The following is a 20,093-nucleotide window of genomic DNA, read 5'->3' on the forward strand; positions in this document are numbered from 1 at the left end:
CCGCTCCCCACGCCCGCTCCCAGGTCACCTCGCTCGACGCCGTCGACCGCCGACCCCCGCCGCCCCCACTGGAGCCGCTGTGATCATTCCGCACCCCTCCCATCTCGCCCGTATCCCCGGCCACTTCACCTTCGACGCGACCACGTGCGTCCGGGCGAGCGACGGCGCCCAGGGCGCGGCGGACCTGCTGCGTACGCTGCTCGCGCCCGCCACCGGGCTGCCGCTGCGGCCCTCGCCCACCGGCCGGGTGGTGCTCGCGCTCGACCCCGAGCTCGGCGGTCTCGGCGCGGAGGGCTACGGCCTGACCGTCGGGCCCGACGCGGTGCTGCTGCGGGCGGCCAGGCCGGCCGGGCTGCTGCACGGTGTGCAGACGATCCGTCAACTGCTGCCCGCGCAGGCCCTGTCGGAGCGCCCGGAGAGCGGGGTCGCCTGGCGCATGCCGTGCGTGCAGGTCACGGACGTGCCGAGGTTCGGCTGGCGGGGCATGATGCTGGACGTCGCCCGGCACTTCCAGCCGGTGTCGTTCCTGCGGCGCTTCGTGGACCTGCTGGCGTTCCACAAGCTGAACGTGCTGCATCTGCACCTGACCGACGACCAGGGCTGGCGGATGCCGGTCGCCGCCTACCCCCGGCTCACCGAGGTCGGCGGGGCCAGGTCCCGCTCGATGATCGGGCGTTCGGGCAGCGGCCGGTTCGACGACCTGCCGCACGCGGGGGCGTACACCACCGCAGAGCTGCGGTCGCTGGTCGCCTACGCGGCCGAGCGCGGCGTCACGGTGGTGCCGGAGATCGAGATGCCGGGGCACACCCGCGCGGCGCTGGCGGCCTATCCGCACCTGGGGAACGTGCCGGGGCGCGAGCTGGACGTGTGGACCGAGTGGGGTGTGTGCCGCAACATCCTCGGCGTCCACGACGAGGTGCTGGACTTCTGCCGCACCGTGCTCGGCGAGGTGCTCGACGTGTTCCCCTCCTCGTACGTGCACATCGGCGGCGACGAGTGCCCGGTCACCGAGTGGGAGGAGAGCCCGGCGGCGCGGCGGCGCGCGGCGGAGCTGGGCCTGGCCGCGCCCAAGGACCTGCGCGGCTGGTTCCTCGGGCGGATCGGCGACTTCCTGATCGAGGCGGGACGGCGTCCGCTGTGCTGGGCGGAGGACTCGGGCACGCTGCCGCCGGAGTTCACCGTGATGCCGTGGCGGGACACCGACCACGGGCTGGCCGCCGCCCGGCGCGGCCACGACGTGATCATGGCGCCGCACCGCTCCACGTATCTGGACTACCCGCAGACCGAACAGCCCGGTGAACCGCTCGGCCAGGCGGGCGGAATCGTCGACCTGCGGGCCGTGCACGGCGGCGAGACCGTACCCGCCGACTGGGAACCGGCCGCGGCGGCACGGGTGCTGGGCACGCAGGCGCAGCTCTGGAGCGAATTCGTGCCGACCGCCGAACACGCCGAGTACCTGGTCTTCCCCCGGCTGTGCGCGCTCGCCGACCGGGCCTGGAATCCGGCGGGCGACTGGTCGACGGACTTCCTGCCCGCCCTGCTCCGGCACGAGGACCGGCTGGCGGCGCTGGGTATCGCCCACCGGACGATCCCGCACCCCGCGGTCCCGCCGCACACCCCCCGAGCCACCTCCCGCACCACCTCTCCCCGGACCATCTCCCAGTAGTCCCGCACCATCACCCCCCTCTGGAAAGGGATCACCGTGTCAGGAAAGTTCCGCATGTCGACCCGCGTCCGTACGGCGATGGCCGTCTGTACGGCGGCCGGTCTCGCCTGCGCCGCGCTCACCGCGATGCCCGCCTCGGCGGCGCAGGACTCGCTGAGCGCGCAGTACCGCACCAGCGCCTCCGGCGCCACCGCCGACCAGTCGGAGCCGTGGCTGGAGGTCACCAACACCGGCAGCACCACGGTGCCGTTGAACACCGTCACCGTGCGGTACTACTTCAAGTCCGACGGCCCGAACGTCAGTTACCGCTTCGCGTGCTCGTGGGCGGTCAAGGGCTGCGGCAACATCACCGGCACCTTCGGGACGCTGGCCAATCCGACGGCCACCGCGGACCGCTACCTGGAGATCGGCTTCACTTCGGGCGCGGGTTCGCTGACGCCGGGTCAGAACACCGGTGACATGCAACTGCGGTTCTACCGCGCCGACTGGCAGACCCTCACGCAGTCCGACGACTACTCCTTCAACGGCTCGCAGACGGCCTACGCGAACTGGAACAAGGTCACGGTGCAGAAGAGCGGCGCCGTGGTCTGGGGCACCGCGCCCGCGGGCAACGACCCGACCAACCCGCCCACCACTCCCCCGACCACCCCGCCGACCGGCAACCCGACCGGTCCCGCGATGTTCGACGACTTCAACTACACCTCCAGCTCCGACCCGGCCGTGCAGCAGCACGGCTGGACGGTCAAGTCCGGTCAGGGCGGCCCCGGTGTGGCCGGCGCCACCTGGTCGCCGCAGGACGTGACCTTCGTCGCCGACGGCGCGAGCAACAAGGTGATGAATCTGCGGCTCACCACCGACGGCACGGCGGCGGGCACCAAGGAGACCGAACTCCAGACCACCGCAAGGAAGTTCAAGAACGGCACCTACGCGGCCCGGGTCAAGTTCAACGACACACCGACCGGCGGCCCCGACGGCGACCACGTCAACCAGACCTTCTTCACCTTCACGCCGCTCAACGCGCCGATGGACCCGAACTACAGCGAGCAGGACTTCGAGTACCTGCCCAACGGCGGCTGGGGCGAGACCCAGAACATCATGTACGAGACGTCCTGGGAGACCTACAACCCGGACCCGTGGAACGCGGTCAACACCCACGGCCAGCAGTACGGCAGCCTCGACGGCTGGCACAACCTCCAGATCACCATCGACAACACGAACATCACCTACTACATCGACGGCAACCAGGTCGCGCAGCACGGCGAGCCGTACCTGCCCGAGACGCCGCAGTGGATCGACTTCAACCACTGGCTGATCGACCTCGCGGGCCAGACGAGCAACACCCCGCGCTCGTACAACCAGCAGGTCGACTACGTGTACTTCCTCAAGGACCAGGTGCTGACGCCCGCCCAGGTGCAGACCCAGGTCGCGGCCTACCGCACGGCGGGCACCACCTTCACGGACACCGTGCCGTCCTCCTGATCCGGTGGCGCGGCCGGGCCCCCGGACCGGGGGCCCGGCCCGCCGTCCGGTCGCCGGCCCCCCGGACCTCCCCGCGCGGGAAGTCCGGGGGGCCGGCGGGTTTCTGTTATCCCCCTGGTCGTGGCAGCGTCTCCTGTCCGAGGGCAGATACGTGTCACCCGGCCGGAGTCCGGGCCAGGACGGAGTGTGAGCAGCATGCGCGCAGGCGACCGGGTCGGTCCCGACCCCGCGTTGGTGAGTGCCGCGCGGGCGGGCGACCAGGCGGCACTCGACCGGCTGGTCGCGGAGTGCCTGCCGCTGGTCTACAACATCGTCGGGCGCGCCCTGGACGGGCACGACGACGTGGACGACGTGGTGCAGGAGACGCTGCTGCGGGTGGTCCGCGGCCTGTCCGACCTGCGCGACCCGGCGGCGTTCCGCTCCTGGCTGGTGGCCATCGCGGTCCGCCAGGTGCGCGACCGCGAGCAGGCGCGCAAGGCGGCGTGGCACCAGCAGACCGCCCTGGACGCGGCGGAGCTGATACCGGACCCGGCCTCGGACTTCGCCGCCGTGACGATCCTGCGGCTCGGGCTGACCGACCAGCGCCGGGAGATCGCGGAGGCCACCCGCTGGCTGGACCGCGACGACCGTACACTGCTCGCGCTGTGGTGGCTGGAGGAGACCGGCGACCTCGGCCGCTCGGAGCTGGCCGACGCCCTGGGCCTGACCCGGCAGCACGCCGCGGTGAAGGTCCAGCGGATGAAGGAACAGCTCGAAACCTCGCGCACGGTGGTGCGGGCGCTCGGCGACGCGGGCGGCTGCGCGGGTCTCACGCATGTGACCGGCGGCTGGGACGGTGTGCCGAGCCCGCTGTGGCGCAAGCGCTTCGCGCGGCACATCCGCGGCTGCCCGGACTGCGGGCAGCGCGGCCGGACGCTGCTGCCGATGGACCGGCTGCTCAGCGGGCTGCCGCTGCTGCCGGTGCCGCTCGGGATGCCGTTCAGCGCGCCCTTCGGCGGGCACGCCCCGGCGGCGCCCCCGCACACCGGCCCCGCGGGCCCGCCGCCCGCGCACTCCCCGATACCCCCCTCCCAGGCCGCTCCCCAAGCGGCGGCCCCGCGCACCGCTCCGCGACACCGCCCCCCACGGCGGAGCGGTGCGCCCCGGGGAATCCGCGGCAGGCTGCTGCACGGTCCGCTGAGCGTCCCGGCCGCCGCGATGGGCGCGGTCGCGGCGGTGGCGGCCGGAGCGCTGCTGGCCGTGCACCTGTCGGCCGACCGGTCCCCCGGCACCCCGGCCGCCGACAGCACGCCGATCCGTCCTTCGGTGACGATCTCGGCGCCCGCCACGACCGCCTCCCCCTCCCCCACGCCGTCCGCGACGAGGACCGGCGCCAAGCCGACGACGAAGCCGCCGCGCAAGCCCACGCCGACGACCCACGCGCCGCCGCCCGCGGCGCCGCCGCCGGTCGCGCCGGTCTCCTCGGTCCGCAAGGGCGTCGGGGTGTGGTCCTTCCCCGGTGTGAACACCGCGCTCGACCGGTCGGGCGCGGGCTGGTACTACACGTGGTCCACGACGCACGGCGGCATCAGCGGACCCGGCTTCGTGCCGATGATCTGGGGCGGTGACAGCGCGAGTCCGACGGCGCTGGCGCAGGCGAAGGCGGCGGGTCCGTACCTGCTGGGCTTCAACGAGCCGGACATGGGCGGCCAGGCGAACATGACGGTCAATCAGGCGCTGTCGCTGTGGCCGAAGTTGATGGCGAACGGCAAGGTGCTCGGCAGTCCCGCGGTCGCCTACGGCGGCGACACGGCCGGCGGCTGGCTCGACCGGTTCATGTCGGGGGCTCAACAGCGCGGCTACCGCGTCGACTTCATCGCCCTGCACTGGTACGGCGGGGACTTCACGACGCCGAACGCGGTCTCCCAGCTCAAGTCGTATCTGACGGCGGTCCACAACCGGTACAACAAGCCGATCTGGCTCACCGAATTCGCGCTGATCGACTTCGCCAACGGCGTCCGCTTCCCGACCGACAGCCAGCAGGCCGCCTTCGTGACGGCCGCGACGAAGATGCTCGACGGACTGCCGTGGCTCCAGCGGTACGCCTGGTTCGGGCTGCCCGCCGACGACAACAAGCCGAGCAGCGGGCTGTTCCACAGCGGTCCGGTGGAGACGGCGGCGGGGCGGGCGTTCGAGGCGGCGCGCTGAGCGGTCGCAGCGCGCCGCCTCACCCGGCGGGCCGCTCGAACCGCACCTCGGGCGTCCGCGCCCGCGGGTCGGAGGCGGCCAGCAGCCGCAGACCCTCCGCGTCGAGCGCGTCCCGGTCGGCCGGGCGCAGCGGCGCGAAGGGCGCGACGACGACGGCCGCGGTGTCCTTGGCACGCTCGAACCGCCAGGTGCCGCCGACGAATCCGTCGACCAGGACCGTGCCGCGGATGATGCCGTTGACGGTCATCACCCGCGGCCGGTGCTCGTCGGCGAGGACGCGGGTGCGGTCGGCGTGCGAGAGCAGCAGATTGTCGAAGTCGGCGACGAAGCGCGCGGAGACCTCGGTGGCGGGGTCGGTGAGTTCCGCGTCCGGCAGGTCGTACAGCTCCTTGCCGTCCTCGGCGGTGTAGGTCCGGCAGTCCAGCGCGGTGAAGACCTTCTTGAGGCCGGTGAGTCCGCACCACTTCTGCATGTCGGCGGGGGTGGCGGGGCCGTACGCGGCCAGGTAGCGGCGGACCAGCGCGGCCGGTTCCGCGGCGGTCGCGGCGGGGTCGGCCATCGGCTGTCCCAGCCAGTCGTCCAGCAGGGTGTAGGCGGGCTGGGCGCTCGCGCCCCACAGCCCGCGCGGCGGCACCTGTGCCAGCGGCGCCCACACCCGTAGCGCGTTGACCAGCGAGGCGGGGTCCGCGTCGGGCCAGCGGGCGCTCAGCGCGGTACGCAACTCGGCGGGTCCCAGCGGCCGTTCGGCCAGCGCCTCGCGGCCGTGCGCGACCAGTTCCGCGCGGTCGACGCCCGCGGCCCCGGCCGCCCACTGCGAGCCGCGAAATCCTCGGTCCAGCATCGGCTGGATCCACGGCCGCAGCCGCAGCGCGTCCGCGGCCGTCACCAGATGCACGGTGCCGCGCATCAAGACGACGCGCACCACCGCGCGTTCGGTGAGCAGCGTGCCCAACTCGTCGAAGCGGAAGCCGTTCAGCCGGGTCCACAGGCCCGGATAGGGCGAGGTGGGGTGCTGCGACTGGAGTCCGAGCAGATGGGCGACGGCGTCCTCGGCGGCTGAACGCCGCCGGTCCAGCAGAAGCTGGCGCGCGAGCAGGGTCCGGTTGAGAGTGCGGCGGTCGAGCGGCGTGAGCATGGCTCCTACGCTAGGGCCCGTCGCGGACAGTTGCTGTCCGCGACGGCGGGCGGGCGGTGCGGGCGGTGCGCGCGACGGCCGAGCCACTGGCCACCCTGACCTGCGGGAAGAAACGGTTTTCGGTCCCCGAACCAAGTGATGGGTGACAGGTGGCAGACAGCACAGGAGGTCCCCGCGTGCAGATACCCACGCACGAGCCCGGACGGAACCGAACCCCGTTCGGCGAGGTGTACGAGGCGCACTTCGACGCCGTTCTCGGCTTCATTACCCGGAGAACCACCGACCGGCACTTGGCCGCCGACCTGACCGCCGACGTCTTCGTGGCCGCGCTGGAGGCATTCGAGGGTTACGACCCCAGGCGCGGCACGCACCTCATGTGGCTCTACGGGATCGCCCGCAACACCACGGCCGCGCATGCCCGCCGCGCGGTACGTGAGCGGGACGCGGTGGCCGCGGTCAGCGGTCGGCGGCTGCTGGACGAGCAGGACATGCAGCGCTTCGAGGAGCGCATCGACGCCGAATGGGCGGCCAGGGAGTTGCTCGCCCGGCACGCCGGGCTCTCCGAGCCGCTGCGCGCGGTGATCGACCTCGTCGCTGTCGACGGTCTCACGACCAAGGAGGCCGCGAAGGTGCTCCGGATCTCCCAGGCGACCGCCCGGGTCCGCCTGCACCGCGCCCGCGCCGCCCTGCGTGCCGAATCCACCACCCCGTCCGCCGCATTCGATTCCCCCCTCACGGAGGTCACCCGATGAACACCCCGGTCGGATTCAAGCAACGCCTCGGTGCCGAGCTGGCCCTACTGGAACAGGTACGAGCCGAACAGCGGGAAACAGAGCGGGCATCCCGACCAAAGCCGCCGGTGGCCGCCCGCGGGATGCTCGCACGTCCCGCCGTACGTCGGACCGCGTTCGCGGGCCTGGCCGCGGGCGTGGCGGCCACCACGATCGTCGCGACCTCCTCCGTCCGGGGAGCGCAGCCCCGGCCGGTACACGCCATGACGGTCGCCCAGGTGCTGGACGCCGCCGCGGACAACGCCGCGAAGGGTCCGGGCAAGGAGCCGGGTCTCCACCAGTGGTTGTACACGGACGATGTTGTCTGCGTGACGACGTGCGGGCACGAGCGGTCCTGGTACCGGTACGACGGTCTCAAGAGCGCGTCGGTCGGCAAGTCCTTGGCGTCAGGAAACCGCACTGCCGTCCAGGTGCGCGATGTCTTCACCCCCTTCCGCTCGGGGAAGGTCGGGGACCATCCGCGGGAGACCCGCGAGGTTCTGTCCCGACTGCCCACCGATCCCCACGAGCTCCTCAGGCGGGTGAGTACTGACCCCTTCTTCAACAGTTCAGGAGAAGAGCCGGGCGCGGCCCCCACCAACGGAATATTCCACAGCCTGGGTGAACGGCCCCCGGCCGTCACACCCGCAGCGCAGTTCACCAGGATCCTCCACATTCTGCGGACCGCATCGACCGTCCCGCCCCGGATCAACGCCGCGCTGTACCACGCGCTGGCGCTGATCCCCGGAACCACGCTGGTCAGCACGCCGATGCGAGACGCGGCCGGTCGGCCGGGACTCGCCATCGCCTTCGATTTCCACGATCGGCAACGAACGCACGAGTACCTCATCCTGGACCCGAGCACGTACACCTACCGCGGCGACCGCGTCGACTGGCACGGAGAGAGCGACTTCTCCGATTCCTTCGCCCGCGTGACGACCGGCGTCGTCGACCATCCCGGCCAGATGCCCGGCGGCCCCGCCCCGGACCCCTCGGACATCGTGGAACTGCCCCCGGTCGTCCAGGCGCCGCTCAAAACACGCTGACCGACACCGCCAACAGGAGTTCGGGTCGCCCTGGACCCGGGCCCCGCAACGGCGGTGCGGCGAGGTCCGGGTGCGGGTCCCGATCGGGACCCGCACCCGGTCTCGGCGGGCCGGTGGCCGCTACGCGGCCGGGGAGCCCAGGCGGCGGGACGGGGTCTTGGGCTCGTGGTGGATCGGGGTGCGGGCGCCGGTGAGGGGGGCGCCGGAGCCGCCGCGCGAGTGGGCGACGATCTCGGCGGCGATCGACAGGGCGGTCTCCTCGGGCGTGCGGGCGCCGAGGTCGAGGCCGATCGGCGAGTGGAGCCTGGCCAGGTCGAGTTCGGTCACCCCGGTGTCGCGCAGCCGGTCCAGGCGCGCGAGATGGGTGCGGCGCGAGCCCATCGCGCCGATGTAGGCCAGCGGCAGCCGCAGCGCCCGCTCCAGCAGGGGGATGTCGAACTTGGCGTCGTGGGTGAGGACGCAGACCGCCGTACGGCCGTCCAGCCGCCGCTGCCGCGCCTCTGCCTCCAGGTAGCGGTGCGGCCAGTCGACGACCACCTCGTCGGCCTCGGGGAAGCGGCGGGCGGTGGCGAAGACCGGCCGCGCGTCGCAGATCGTCACGTGGTAGCCGAGGAACTTGCCCGCCCGTACCAGCGCAGACGCGAAGTCGATCGCCCCGAAGACCAGCATCCGCGGCGGCGGCACGCTGGCCTCGACCAGCAGGGTGAGCGGCGCGCCGCAGCGGCTGCCGTCCGCGCCGATCACGACGGTCCCGGTGCGCCCGGCGGCCAGCAGCGCGCGGGTCTCGGCCGCCGCCGTACGGTCCCGCTCGTCGTCACCGAGCGAGCCCGCGTACGCACCGGCGCCTTCGGCCTCGGACACCAGCAGCGCCCGGCCCAGCAGCTCCGCCGGGCCCTCGACCACACGGGCCACCGCCGCCGCCTCGCCGGAGACGGCCGCGGCCAGCGCCGCGACGACCTCGGGCCGTACCGCGGGGTCGATCCGCTGCACGAAGATGTCGATCGCGCCGCCGCAGGTCAGGCCGACGGCGAAGGCGTCCTCGTCGGAGTAGCCGAAGTGCTGGAGGACCGCGGCCGCGTCGGGGCCCGCGGCCAGCACCTCCCGGCACAGCTCGTAGACCGCGCCTTCCACGCACCCGCCGGACACGCTGCCGATGGCGTCGCCGCCGCCGTCGACGGCGAGCGCCGCACCGGGCTGGCGGGGGGCGCTGCCGCCGGTCGCGACGACCGTCGCGACGGCGAACGGACGCCCGAGACCGCACCAGCGGTACAACTCGTCAGCGATGTCCAGCATGGCGTTCCAGCTCCTTCTTCCTACAACTCACTCTTCCCGGCGGTCACTTGACGCCGAGCCAGCCCTCGATCGGGTGCAGGGCGAAATAGACGACGAAGACGGCCGTGAGAATCCACATGAACAGCCCCGGCTCGCGCCATTTGCCCTGCGCGGCCTTGATGGCGGTGTACGAGACGACCCCGGCGCCGACTCCCGCGGTGATGGAGTAGGTGAACGGCATGAGGGCGACGGTCATGAAGACCGGTACGGCCACGGCGCGGTCGGACCAGTCGACGTGCCGTGCGTTGCTCATCATCATCGCGCCGATCACGACGAGCGCGGCGGCGGCGACCTGGCCGGGCACGATCTGAGCCAGTGGGGTGAAGAACAGGCCGAGCGCGAAGAGGACGCCGGTGACGACCGAGGACAGGCCGGTGCGGGCGCCCTCGCCGACGCCGGTCGCGGACTCGATGAAGACGGTCTGCCCCGACGCTCCCGCGACGCCGCCGATCGCGCCGCCCGCGCCGTCGATGAACAGCGCCTTCGACAGGCCCGGCATCCGGCCCTTGTCGTCGGCGAGCCCGGCCTCGGTGCCGACGCCGATGATGGTGGCCATCGCGTCGAAGAACCCGGCGAGCACCAGAGTGAAAACGATGACGCCGACGGTCATACCGCCGATCGAGCCCCAGCCGCCGAACTCGACATGGCCGAAGAGCCCGAAGTCCGGCATCGAGACCGCGCTGCCCTCCAGCTTGGGCGCGCTGCCTCCCCAGTCGGCCGCCGTGAGGTCGCCCGCCGCGTTGACGATCACGGACAGGACGGTGCCGGCCACGATGCCGATCAGGATCGCGCCCGGCAGATTCCTGGCCTGGAGCATGAAGATCAGCAGCAGGGTCACGCAGAAGAGCAGCACGGGCCAGCCGCGCAGCTGGCCGCCGGCGCCGAGGGCGACCGGGGCCGTGCCGTGCGGGTCGCCCTTGCCGACGAAACCGGCGTTGACCAGGCCGATCATCGCGATGAACATGCCGATGCCGATGGTGATGCCGTGCTTGAGCGCCAGCGGTATCGCGTTCATGACGATCTCGCGCAGCCCGGTGACCACCAGCAGCACGATGACGCCGCCGTAGATCACGCACATACCCATAGCCTGCGGCCAGGTCATGTTCGGAGCCACTTGGGTGGAGATCACCCCGGCCACGCTCAGCCCCGCCGCGAGCGCGAGCGGCACCTTGCCGACGAAGCCCATCAGCAGGGTGGAGACAGCGGCGGCCAGCGCCGTCGCGGTGATCAGCGCGGCGTGGCTGAGCTTGTGCCCCGCCACGTCGGGTCCCGACAGCAGCAGCGGGTTGAGGAGCAGGATGTAGCACATCGCCATGAAGGTCGTGATGCCGCCGCGGACCTCGCGGGGGATCGACGAGCCTCGGGCCGAGATGTGGAAGTACCGGTCGAGCCAGGATCTCCCGGCGGGCTGTCGCGAGCCTTCGCCCGCGTCCTCCGCCGCCGTCCGCGGCTCTACTGGCGTCTGGGTCATGGTGCCAACTCCCAAGGTTCACAGGGGCACTCGTACGCGGTGTACGGGATTTGGGATCTGCGTGGCCTGCACGACCCGGGGGACGGCCCGAGACGAACAAGAAAGGGGGACCGGGGGGCGGGAGCCCCCCGGCCGCCTAGGTTCCGGTCAGGTGCTCCGGCCGGATCGGGGTCCGGTTCAACTCCAGCCCCGTCGCGTTCCTGATCGCCGCGAGGACCGCGGGAGTGGACGACAACGTGGGCGCCTCGCCGACGCCGCGCAGGCCGTAGGGCGCGTGCTCGTCGGCGAGTTCGAGCACGTCGACCGGGATGGTCGGCGTGTCGAGGATCGTGGGGATCAGGTAGTCCGTGAAGGACGGGTTGCGGACCTTGGCGGTCCTGGGGTCGACGATGATCTCCTCCATCACCGCCACGCCCAGGCCCTGCGTGGTGCCGCCCTGGATCTGGCCGACGACCGACAGCGGGTTGAGCGCCTTGCCGACGTCCTGGGCGCAGGCGAGTTCGACCACCTTGACCAGGCCCAGTTCGGTGTCGACCTCGACCACCGCGCGGTGCGCGGCGAAGCTGTACTGGACGTGGCCGTTGCCCTGTCCGGTGCGCAGGTCGAACGCGACGGTCGGGCGGTGCCTGAACTCCAGTTCCAGGTCGACGGCTTCGTCCTCCAGGACGTCCGCGATGTCGGCCAGCGCCTCGCCGCCGTCGGTGACGACCTTGCCGCCCTCCAGCAGGAGTTCGGCGGTGGCCCACGCCGGGTGGTAGGTGCCGAATTTGCGGCGGCCGGTCTCCAGCACCTTCTCGCGTACGGCTTCGCAGGTGTTCTTCACCGCGCCGCCGGTCATGTACGTCTGCCGGGAGGCGGAGGTGGAACCGGCCGAGCCGACCTGGGTGTCGGCGGGCTGGATGGTGACCTGGGTGACGCCGAGTTCGGTGCGGGCGATCTGGGCGTGCACGGTGACGCCGCCCTGGCCGACCTCGGCCATCGCGGTGTGCACGGTCGCGACCGGCTCGCCGTTGATGACCTCCATCCGCACTCGGGCGGTGGAGTAGTCGTCGAAGCCCTCGGAGAAGCCGACGTTCTTGATGCCGACCGCGTAGCCGACACCGCGTACGACGCCTTCGCCGTGCGTGGTGTTGGACAGGCCGCCGGGCAGCGCGCGTACGTCGGCGGCTCCCCCGGCCACCTCCCACTGGCGCTCGGGCGGCAGCGGGCGGGCCTTGACCCGGCGCAGCAGTTCGGCGACCGGCGCGGGCGAGTCGACGGGCTGGCCCGTCGGCATGAGCGTGCCCTGCTCCATGGCGTTGAGCTGGCGGAACTCGACCGGGTCCAGGCCGAGTTCGGCCGCGACCTTGTCCATCTGCGCCTCGTAGGCGAAGCACGCCTGGACCGCGCCGAAGCCGCGCATCGCGCCGCAGGGCGGGTTGTTGGTGTAGAGGGCCAGCGCCTCGATGTCGACGTCCTCGACGACGTACGGGCCGACCGACAGGGAGGCGGCGTTGCCGACGACGGCCGGGGAGGCGGAGGCGTAGGCGCCGCCGTCCAGCACGATCCGGCACTTGATGTGGGTGAGCTTGCCGTCGCGGGTCGCGCCGTGCTCGTACCAGAGCTTGGCGGGGTGGCGGTGGACGTGGCCGAAGAAGGACTCGAAGCGGTTGTAGACGATCTTGACGGGCTTGCCGGTGCGCAGCGCCAGCAGGCAGGCGTGGATCTGCATCGACAGGTCCTCACGGCCGCCGAAGGCGCCGCCGACGCCGGAGAGCGTCATCCGGACCTTCTTCTCCGGCAGCCCGAGGACCGGCGCGATCTGCCGCAGGTCGGAGTGGAGCCACTGGGTGGCCACGTAGAGGTCGACGCCGCCGTCCTCGCCGGGCACGGCCAGGCCGGACTCGGGGCCGAGGAACGCCTGGTCCTGCATGCCGAAGACGTACTCGCCGCTGACGACCACGTCGGCGCGGGCCGCCGCCGCGTCCGCGTCGCCGCGCACGATGGGCTGGCGGTGGACGATGTTGGGGTGCGGGACATGGCCGATGTGGTGGTCCTCGCGGCCCTCGTGGACCAGGACGGCACCCGGCGCGGTGGCGGACGCCTCGTCGGTGATCACCGGCAGGTCGACGTACTCCACGCGGATCTTCGCGGCGGCGCGGCGCGCGGTCTCCGGGTGGTCGGCGGCGACCAGCGCGACCGGCTCGCCGTGGTGGCGGACCTTGCCGTGGGCGAGGACCGGGGTGTCCTGGATCTCCAGGCCGTAGTTCTTCACCTCGGTGGGCAGGTCGTCGTAGGTGAGCACCGCGTAGACGCCCGAGGTGGCCAGCGCCTGCGAGGTGTCGATGGAGCGGATCTCGGCGTGCGCGACGGTGCTGCGCAGCGTGTAGCCCCACAGCATGTCCTCGTGCCACAGGTCCGAGGAGTACGCGAATTCGCCGGTGACCTTCAGGATGCCGTCGGGGCGCAGTGTGGACTCGCCGATGCCGCCCTTGGAGGCGGCGCCCTGAGTGAGGCTGGTGGGTGTCCGGGTGACGGACGAACCGGCGCCGGGCGCGGGTGTGTTGGGCATGCTCACACCGCTCCTTCGGTACGGGCGGCGGCCAGCCGTACGGCGTCGAGGATCTTCTCGTAGCCGGTGCAGCGGCACAGGTTGCCGGACAGCGCCTCGCGGATGTCGCCGTCGGACGGCTCGGGGACGCGTTCGAGCAACTCGTCGGCGGCGACCAGCAGTCCGGGGGTGCAGAAGCCGCACTGGACGGCGCCCGCGTCCACGAACGCCTGCTGGACGGTGGAGAGTTCACCGCCCTCACCGGCCAGGCCCTCGACGGTGACGACCTCGCGGTCCTGCGCCTGGCCCGCGGCGACCAGACACGAACACACCGGCACGCCGTCCAGGCGGACCGTGCAGGAGCCGCATTCGCCCTGCTCGCAGGCGTTCTTGGAACCGGGCAGGCCCATCCGCTCGCGCAGCACGTACAGCAGGCTCTCGCCCTCCCATACGTCGTCGGCTTCCTGCGGACTGCCGTTGACGGTGAAGGTCACGCGCATGGCTTGCTCCTGTCGTCCAGCTCGTGGGGCTCGTTGCCGCGGTACTGCTCCCAGGACCAGCCGAGCGTGCGGCGGGCCATGACGGCCAGCGCGTGCCGCCGGTAGGACGCGGTGCCGCGGACGTCGTCGATCGGGTTGGCGGCCCCGGAGACCAGCTCCGCGAACTGCCGGGCGACGGCGGGCGGGATCACCCCGCGGCTCTCCCACAGCCCGGCCTCGTCCAGCGCGGCGGCCAGGAACTCCTCGGCCGTCCGCGCCCGGATCGGGGTGGGCGCGGCCGAGCCGATGCCGGTGCGGACCTCGCGGATCTCGGGGTGCAGGGCCAGGCCGAAGGCGCAGACCGCGATGACCATCGCGTTGCGGGTGCCGACCTTGGAGAACTGCTGCGGCCCGGTCGCCTTCTTCAGCCGCACGGCGCGGATCAGCTCGTCGGGCTCCAGCGCGTTGCGCTTCACCCCCCGGTAGAAGTCGTCGATGGGGATCAGCCGGGTGCCGCGTACGGACTGCGCCTCGACCTCGCCGCCGCCCGCGAGCAGCGCCGGGTGGGCGTCACCCGCCGGGGAGGCGGTGCCGAGGTTGCCGCCGACACCGCCGCGGTTGCGGATCTGCGGGGAGGCGACGGTGTGGCTGGCCAGCGCGAGGCCGGGCAGCTCGGCTCTGAGGTTCTCCATGATCCGGGTGTACGGGACGGAGGCGCCGAGCCGGACGGTGTCCTCGGCCGCCTCCCACTCCTGGAGCTCACCGATGCGGTTCAGGTCCAGCAGAAACTCGGGCCTGCGGTGGTCGAAGTTGATCTCGACCATCACGTCCGTGCCACCCGCGATGGGCACAGCGGAGGGATGCTCGGCCTTGGCGGCGAGCGCTTCCTCCCAGCTGGCGGGGCGCAGGAATTCCATGGGGTTCTCTTCTCGAATCCGAGTGGGCTGTTCATGTCCTGTACACGCGGGGTGGCCCCAGTACACGGCTGTGGGGCCGTCCGGGTGCAGTCACCGAAAACATGAAGCGGTTGGCTGGCCAAGGGGTGGGTCTTGTAGATTCCTCCGAAAGGGTCCGCTCCGAAACCTCGCGGCAGCCCACCCGCAACACCGGTGTTCGACACTGCGACCCCGGGCTCCCGCGACGACGGCCGGGACCGCGACCACGACCCGGCAGAGGACAAGGCGACGACTATGCGGCTGCGCGCACTGCTGGACACCGAGGCCCTCGGCCTGCGGCTGCTCGGCGGCGAGGACGAGCTGGACCGTACGGTCCGCGGGGTGATGACCACGGACCTGCGCGACCCCAGCCGCTATCTGACCGGCGGCGAACTGGTCCTCACCGGTCTGGCCTGGCGGCGCGGCCCCGGCGACTGCGAGCCCTTCGTCCGGCTGCTGGCCGGCGCCGGGGTGGCGGCGCTCGCGGCGGGCGAGGCGGGGCTGAGCACGATCCCGCAGGATCTGGTGGCCGCCTGCGCCCGGCACCGGCTGCCGCTGTTCGCGGTGGACGAGACGGTGGCCTTCGCGACCGTCACCGAGTACGTGGTCCGGCAGGTCTCCGGCGGCCGGGCGGGTGATCTCGCGGCGGTCGTGGACCGGCACCGGCGGCTGATGTCGTCGGGGCCCGCGGGCGGCGGCCCCGACGCCGTGCTCGACCTGCTCGGCAGCGACCTGGACCTGCGCGCCTGGGTGCTGTCCGCGGTCGGCCGGGAGATCGGCGGCTCGGGCCAGTCGCTGGCCGCCTCGGCCCGCGCCGAGCTGGCCGGCGCCCAGCAGGCCGCCGCCCGCACCGCCCGGCCCGCGCCGCACCGCGTCGCGGTCCAGGGCGGCCGGATCTACTCGCTCTTCCCGGTCCGCGCGGGGGCTGAGGACGTACGGGCGACCGTACTGTCCGACTGGTTCCTCGCCGTCGAGGCGGACGCCGGAGAGTGGCCCGCGGAGCGCCTGGACCTGCTGCACGGCGTCACGCAGCTCATCGCGGTGGAGCGGGAGCGGCGGGACGCGGCCCGTACGGTACGGCGGCGGCTGGCCGCGGAGGTCTTCGAGCTGGTGCGCGGCGGGGCGCCGCCCGCCGAGATCGGCGCCCGGCTGCGGGCCGCGGCGCCCGTCCTGGTGCCGGGCGCGGGCGGCGCGCCGCAGTGGCAGATCGTGGTCGCCCGGGTCGACTGGGCGGGCGGCGACCTGGCGCCGGGGCCGGTGGCGCGGGACCTGCTGGAGGAAGTGCTGGTCGACCCGGCGGCGGCCGGGGCCGAGGCGACGGACCGGATCGCGGTGGCGCACCTGGACGACAAGGCGATGGCGCTGGTACCGCTGCCGCCGCCGGTCCCCGGCGCCCAGGAGGGCGGCGAGGACTCCCCCGCGACCCTGCACGCCGACCGGCTGCTCGACGTGCTGCGCGGCCCGCTCGGCCGCGGGCTCGCCGACGACGGACGGCTGACCATCGGCGTCAGCGCCGCCGTGCAGTCCGCCGAGGGGCTGCGCGGCGCCCTGGAGGAGGCCAGGCACGCGCGCCGGGTGGCCGCGGCCCGCCCCGGCCGGGTCTGCGTGGCCGGGCACGAGGAGCTGGCCTCCCACGTCCTGCTGCTGCCCTTCGTCCCCGACGACGTGCGCCGCGCCTTCACCGCCCGGCTGCTCGACCCGCTGCGCGCGTACGACCGCAGGCACCGCGCCGACCTCATCCCGACCCTTGGGGCGTTCCTGGAGTGCGACGGCTCCTGGACGCGCTGCGCCACCCGGCTGCACCTGCACGTGAACACGCTGCGGTACCGGATCGGGCGGATCGAACAGCTGACGGGGCGTGATCTGTCGCGCCTCGAGGACAAGTTGGACTTCTTCCTCGCGCTGCGGATGAGCTGACGGCACGGCGGTACGGGCGGCGCGCCCGCCGAAGCGGCCGTCGAATCTCCTTCACACGTTCACCTGTTGGACCGTCCTACCTGCCGAACAGGCATTAGTGATCCCGTTCACAAAAGGTGATCTCCAACCCCTTGGCGTGGACCCCCGCGCCATGTTGGACTTCGGCCACTGCACGTAAGCAGGAACTCGCACTCGCTCGACGACGCGCTTGGGGGAGAGACTGTGGCGGAAACCGCCCTGTCGGAATCGGTGGTCGGGGAACCGGACGTATGGCGGCTGCGGGCTCGCGGCTGCTGGGCGGAGGCGGCGACACTGCTCGCGCCGTTCTGCGCCGACCACGCCGGAGCCGCGCTACGGAGGGCGGAACTGCTGGTCGAGGGGTGTTTCTACCACCTCGACGGCTGGTCCGAGGCGGAGGACGCGCTGCGCGCCGCCGAGGCGCTGGCGGGCACCGACGAGGAGCGCGGCGCCGCCGCCTCCGAACGGGGGTACCTCGCGTACGGCGCGACGCTGTTCTCCGTACGCGACCGCGCCGACGAGGCCAGCTCCGCGTTCGGCCGCGCCGCCGCGCTGCTGTCCCCCGCCTCTCCCGGCAGGCCGCTGCTGGACTTCCGGCGCGGCCTGGTCGCCGAGAACATCGCCGCCAATCCGGCTGCCGCCCGCGCCGCCTACCGCCGCGCCCACGCCGGCGCCGTCGCCCACGGCGACGTCTTCCTGACCTCCTTCACCTGGCGCCACCTCGCCGGGCTCGCCGCCGCCGACGGCGAGATCGCCGAGGCCCGGCACGGCTTCGCGGAGTCCCTCCGCATCCGGGTCTCCCTCGGGCACCTCGTCGGCACGGCCCCGGCGCTGCTCGCCCTGGCCGATGTCGAGGACGAGCCCGAGGCCGCCCGGCTCCGCCTTGAGGCCGCCCGCCTCTACGCCCTCCTGGACGGCGTCCCCACCTGGCTCGCCCCGGCCTTCACGGCGGCCTAGGGCAGGCCCCCGCCACCGGCCCCGGCGGGGCGGTTCGGGCGTCTCCGGACACCTGCCGGTGGCGGCGGTCCGCGCGGTTGCGTTCCCCGGGGCGGCGCGGGGTCAGCCCCGGGTCCAGGCGCCTTCGGAAGCGGCCCGCAGGGCGTATTCGGTGAAGTCGCGCGGCGGACGCCCCAGGGCTTGCCGGACGCCGTCCGCGGTGTGGGCGTTGCGGCCGTCGAGGACTTCGGTGAACAGGTCGGTGAGGAGCGAGACCAGCTCGGCGGGAAGCCCGTGGGAGCCGAGCAGGGCGGCGTACTCGGCGGCCGGCAGGTGCGTGTACCGGATGTCGCGCCCCGTGGCGCGGGCGATCTCGGCGGTGGCCTCGCCGAAGGTGAGCAGGCGGGGCCCGGTGACCTCGTACACCTTCCCCTCGTGCCCCGGCGCGGTCAGCGCGGCCACGGCGACGTCCGCGACGTCCTCGGCGTCGACGAAGGGCTCGCCGACCTCACCCGCGGGCAGCGCGATCTCCCCGGCGAGCACCGGCTCCAGCAGATAGTCCTCGCTGAAGTTCTGGGCGAACCAGCTCGACCGTACGATCGTCCAGTCGGCGCCGCTGTCCTGGACGGCCCGCTCGCCGCGGAGCGCGCCCGGCTCGCCGCGGCCGGAGAGCAGGACCAGCCGCCGTACGCCCAGCTCCACGGCGAGCGCGGCGAAGGCGCCCACGTCGTCGGCGCCCTCGGGCGCGGCCAGGTCCGGGGAGTAGGCGATGTAGGCGGCGCGGACGCCGTCGAGCACCTTCGGCCAGGTCCCCCGGTCCTCCCAGAGGAACGGCGGCTCGCCCGCCCGCGAGCCGATCCGTACCCGCAACCCGTGCTCGCGCAGCCCGGCGGCGACGCGGCGGCCGGTCTTCCCGTTGCCGCCGAGGACCAGCACCGTCTCGTGTCGTGCGTCTGTCGTCGTCATGGGTCAAGCCAACGTCAGCGGCCCTCCCCCGGACCATGGCCGACCCGCTCACCGGCATACGCGGGCGTCTTCGGCCGTCTCGACCGGCTCAGCCGCGGGCGGCGCCCGAGAAGTGCTCCCTGACCAGCGCCTCGACGGTGTCGGTGTCCCCCGCGACGAGAGCGTCGAGCAGTACGGCGTGCTCGGTGGCGTCGGCGAGCAGCTCCGCCGGGGCCGGGCGGGCGGCGTGCGGCGGGCGCGGGACGGCCAGCGGCCACTGGGCGCGGCGGTGCAGCTCGTCGGCGACGGAGACGAGCTGGAGGTTGCCCGACAGGCCCAGCATCGCGCGGTGGAAGGCGCGGTCGGACTCGGCGTAGGCGGCCCGGTCGCCGAGGGCGGCGGCGGTCACGGTCGCCTCGGCCAGCGGGCGCAGCGCCTCCCACTGGTCGGCGGTGACGCTGCGGGCGAGGCCGAGGACGACGGGCACCTCGAGCAGGGCGCGGATCTCGGCCAGCTCCGCCAGGTCGCGGGCGCTGCGCTCGGTGATCCGGAAGCCGCGGTTGGGCAGCACCTCGACGGCGCCCTCGCGGGCCAGCAGTTGCATGGCCTCGCGGATGGGCGTGGCGGAGACGCCGTAGCGGCCGGCGAGGGCGGGCGCGGAGTGCACGGTGCCGGGCGGCAGCTCACCGCTGACGAGCGCGTGCCGCAGCGCTCCGAGCACCTGGTCGCGTACGGACAGCCGCTCGGGCATGCGCCGCGGCGCGGGCAGCTCCGGCTGCCCGGCGTGCGGGTGGTCGCCGCGTACCTGCTCGGCGCCCCCGGGTGCGGCTCGTTCCACGCGGCGTCCCTCTCCGTACTCCGTGAGCGTGACCGGCCGTCCTGGCCGTGACCGGTGACCAGTGCCTGGTGACGCCACTCGGGTGGCGCAGTGCGGTAAGCGTAACCCGCGCCGGTGGTGTCCCCGGCCGCCCGCGCATTACCCCCACGGGGTATCGCGCGGAGCGCCGTACGCGCGCCGGTCACCGCCCGCCGAGGGAAATTCCCCGCACCGGATTCCGTGCGACGCAGTGACGTCGGACAGGTCCGACGTCAGCTTCCGGAACCACGAGTGGACTGGCCCAACGGCCTTATCCCCCACCGGCATTGGACCAGTCCGAGAGGACGGACCGGGCTGGCGGAGCCGATCGGACGTGCGGTCTCGTTTATTCTTGTGCGACCTTGTTTACTCTCGGTTCGCTCTCGCCCAT

15 protein-coding genes are annotated in these 20,093 nt (G+C 73.1%); 7 read left to right on the forward strand and 8 right to left on the reverse strand.

Annotation, left to right across the window (positions count from 1 at the left end; translation table 11 throughout):
• Positions 1-79 precede the first annotated feature (79 nt).
• From ACIP4Z_RS25320 to ACIP4Z_RS25330, 3 genes are all read left to right on the forward strand, one after another.
• Positions 80-1,666, forward strand: a complete 1,587-nt coding sequence (locus ACIP4Z_RS25320; protein ID WP_401311713.1) for a beta-N-acetylhexosaminidase — start codon at positions 80-82, stop codon at positions 1,664-1,666.
• Positions 1,667-1,720: 54 nt separating this feature from the next.
• Positions 1,721-3,145: a cellulose binding domain-containing protein gene (locus ACIP4Z_RS25325; RefSeq protein ID WP_401311716.1), complete on the forward strand. Its 1,425-nt coding sequence runs from the start codon at positions 1,721-1,723 to the stop codon at positions 3,143-3,145.
• Positions 3,146-3,340: 195 nt separating this feature from the next.
• On the forward strand, positions 3,341-5,332 hold the full coding sequence (locus ACIP4Z_RS25330; protein ID WP_401311719.1) for a sigma-70 family RNA polymerase sigma factor: 1,992 nt from the start codon (positions 3,341-3,343) through the stop codon (positions 5,330-5,332).
• Positions 5,333-5,351: 19 nt separating this feature from the next.
• Here the strand turns inward: ACIP4Z_RS25330 and ACIP4Z_RS25335 are convergent, their stop codons facing one another.
• Positions 5,352-6,467: a winged helix DNA-binding domain-containing protein gene (locus ACIP4Z_RS25335; RefSeq protein WP_401311722.1), complete on the reverse strand. Its 1,116-nt coding sequence runs from the start codon at positions 6,465-6,467 to the stop codon at positions 5,352-5,354.
• A 176-nt stretch (positions 6,468-6,643) separates the two neighbouring features.
• On the opposite strand from ACIP4Z_RS25335, the gene ACIP4Z_RS25340 reads away from it, so the two are divergent.
• Both ACIP4Z_RS25340 and ACIP4Z_RS25345 read left to right on the forward strand, forming a co-directional pair.
• Positions 6,644-7,219, forward strand: a complete 576-nt coding sequence (locus ACIP4Z_RS25340) for an RNA polymerase sigma factor (RefSeq protein ID WP_355338887.1) — start codon at positions 6,644-6,646, stop codon at positions 7,217-7,219.
• A complete protein-coding gene (locus ACIP4Z_RS25345; RefSeq protein WP_401311725.1) occupies positions 7,216-8,283 on the forward strand; it encodes a CU044_5270 family protein in 1,068 nt (355 codons plus the stop codon). The genes ACIP4Z_RS25340 and ACIP4Z_RS25345 overlap by 4 nt, the downstream gene beginning before the upstream one ends.
• Before the next feature lie 120 nt (positions 8,284-8,403).
• Here ACIP4Z_RS25345 and ACIP4Z_RS25350 read toward each other — a convergent pair whose 3' ends face one another.
• From ACIP4Z_RS25350 to ACIP4Z_RS25370, 5 genes are all read right to left on the reverse strand, one after another.
• Positions 8,404-9,576, reverse strand: a complete 1,173-nt coding sequence (locus tag ACIP4Z_RS25350; protein ID WP_401311728.1) for an XdhC family protein — start codon at positions 9,574-9,576, stop codon at positions 8,404-8,406.
• A 43-nt stretch (positions 9,577-9,619) separates the two neighbouring features.
• On the reverse strand, positions 9,620-11,086 hold the full coding sequence (locus ACIP4Z_RS25355) for an NCS2 family permease (RefSeq protein WP_401311731.1): 1,467 nt from the start codon (positions 11,084-11,086) through the stop codon (positions 9,620-9,622).
• Between the two features lie 136 nt (positions 11,087-11,222).
• Positions 11,223-13,637, reverse strand: coding sequence for a xanthine dehydrogenase family protein molybdopterin-binding subunit (locus ACIP4Z_RS25360; RefSeq protein WP_401311734.1), 2,415 nt, complete (start codon positions 13,635-13,637; stop codon positions 11,223-11,225).
• 2 nt (positions 13,638-13,639) lie between these two features.
• A complete protein-coding gene (locus ACIP4Z_RS25365; protein ID WP_355338872.1) occupies positions 13,640-14,116 on the reverse strand; it encodes a (2Fe-2S)-binding protein in 477 nt (158 codons plus the stop codon).
• Positions 14,107-15,012 (reverse strand): xanthine dehydrogenase family protein subunit M, encoded by a 906-nt coding sequence (locus ACIP4Z_RS25370; protein WP_355338869.1) that lies wholly within the window; start codon positions 15,010-15,012, stop codon positions 14,107-14,109. Before ACIP4Z_RS25370 ends, ACIP4Z_RS25365 begins: the two co-directional genes overlap by 10 nt.
• A gap of 273 nt (positions 15,013-15,285) precedes the next feature.
• Between ACIP4Z_RS25370 and ACIP4Z_RS25375 the strand changes: the two genes are divergently transcribed.
• Both ACIP4Z_RS25375 and ACIP4Z_RS25380 read left to right on the forward strand, forming a co-directional pair.
• Complete coding sequence (locus tag ACIP4Z_RS25375; protein WP_401311804.1) at positions 15,286-16,947, forward strand: PucR family transcriptional regulator; 1,662 nt, start codon at positions 15,286-15,288, stop codon at positions 16,945-16,947.
• Positions 16,948-17,169: 222 nt separating this feature from the next.
• Entirely contained in the window at positions 17,170-17,922 is a 753-nt protein-coding gene (locus tag ACIP4Z_RS25380; RefSeq protein ID WP_391049409.1) for a hypothetical protein, read from the forward strand.
• A gap of 102 nt (positions 17,923-18,024) precedes the next feature.
• Here the strand turns inward: ACIP4Z_RS25380 and ACIP4Z_RS25385 are convergent, their stop codons facing one another.
• Both ACIP4Z_RS25385 and ACIP4Z_RS25390 read right to left on the reverse strand, forming a co-directional pair.
• On the reverse strand, positions 18,025-18,867 hold the full coding sequence (locus ACIP4Z_RS25385; RefSeq protein WP_355338860.1) for an NmrA family transcriptional regulator: 843 nt from the start codon (positions 18,865-18,867) through the stop codon (positions 18,025-18,027).
• Positions 18,868-18,955: 88 nt separating this feature from the next.
• A complete protein-coding gene (locus tag ACIP4Z_RS25390) occupies positions 18,956-19,684 on the reverse strand; it encodes a GntR family transcriptional regulator (RefSeq protein WP_355338857.1) in 729 nt (242 codons plus the stop codon).
• Between the last annotated feature and the right edge of the window lie 409 nt (positions 19,685-20,093).

The sequence above is a fragment of the Streptomyces sp. NPDC088910 genome, assembly GCF_044749865.1.
GTDB lineage: Bacteria > Actinomycetota > Actinomycetes > Streptomycetales > Streptomycetaceae > Actinacidiphila.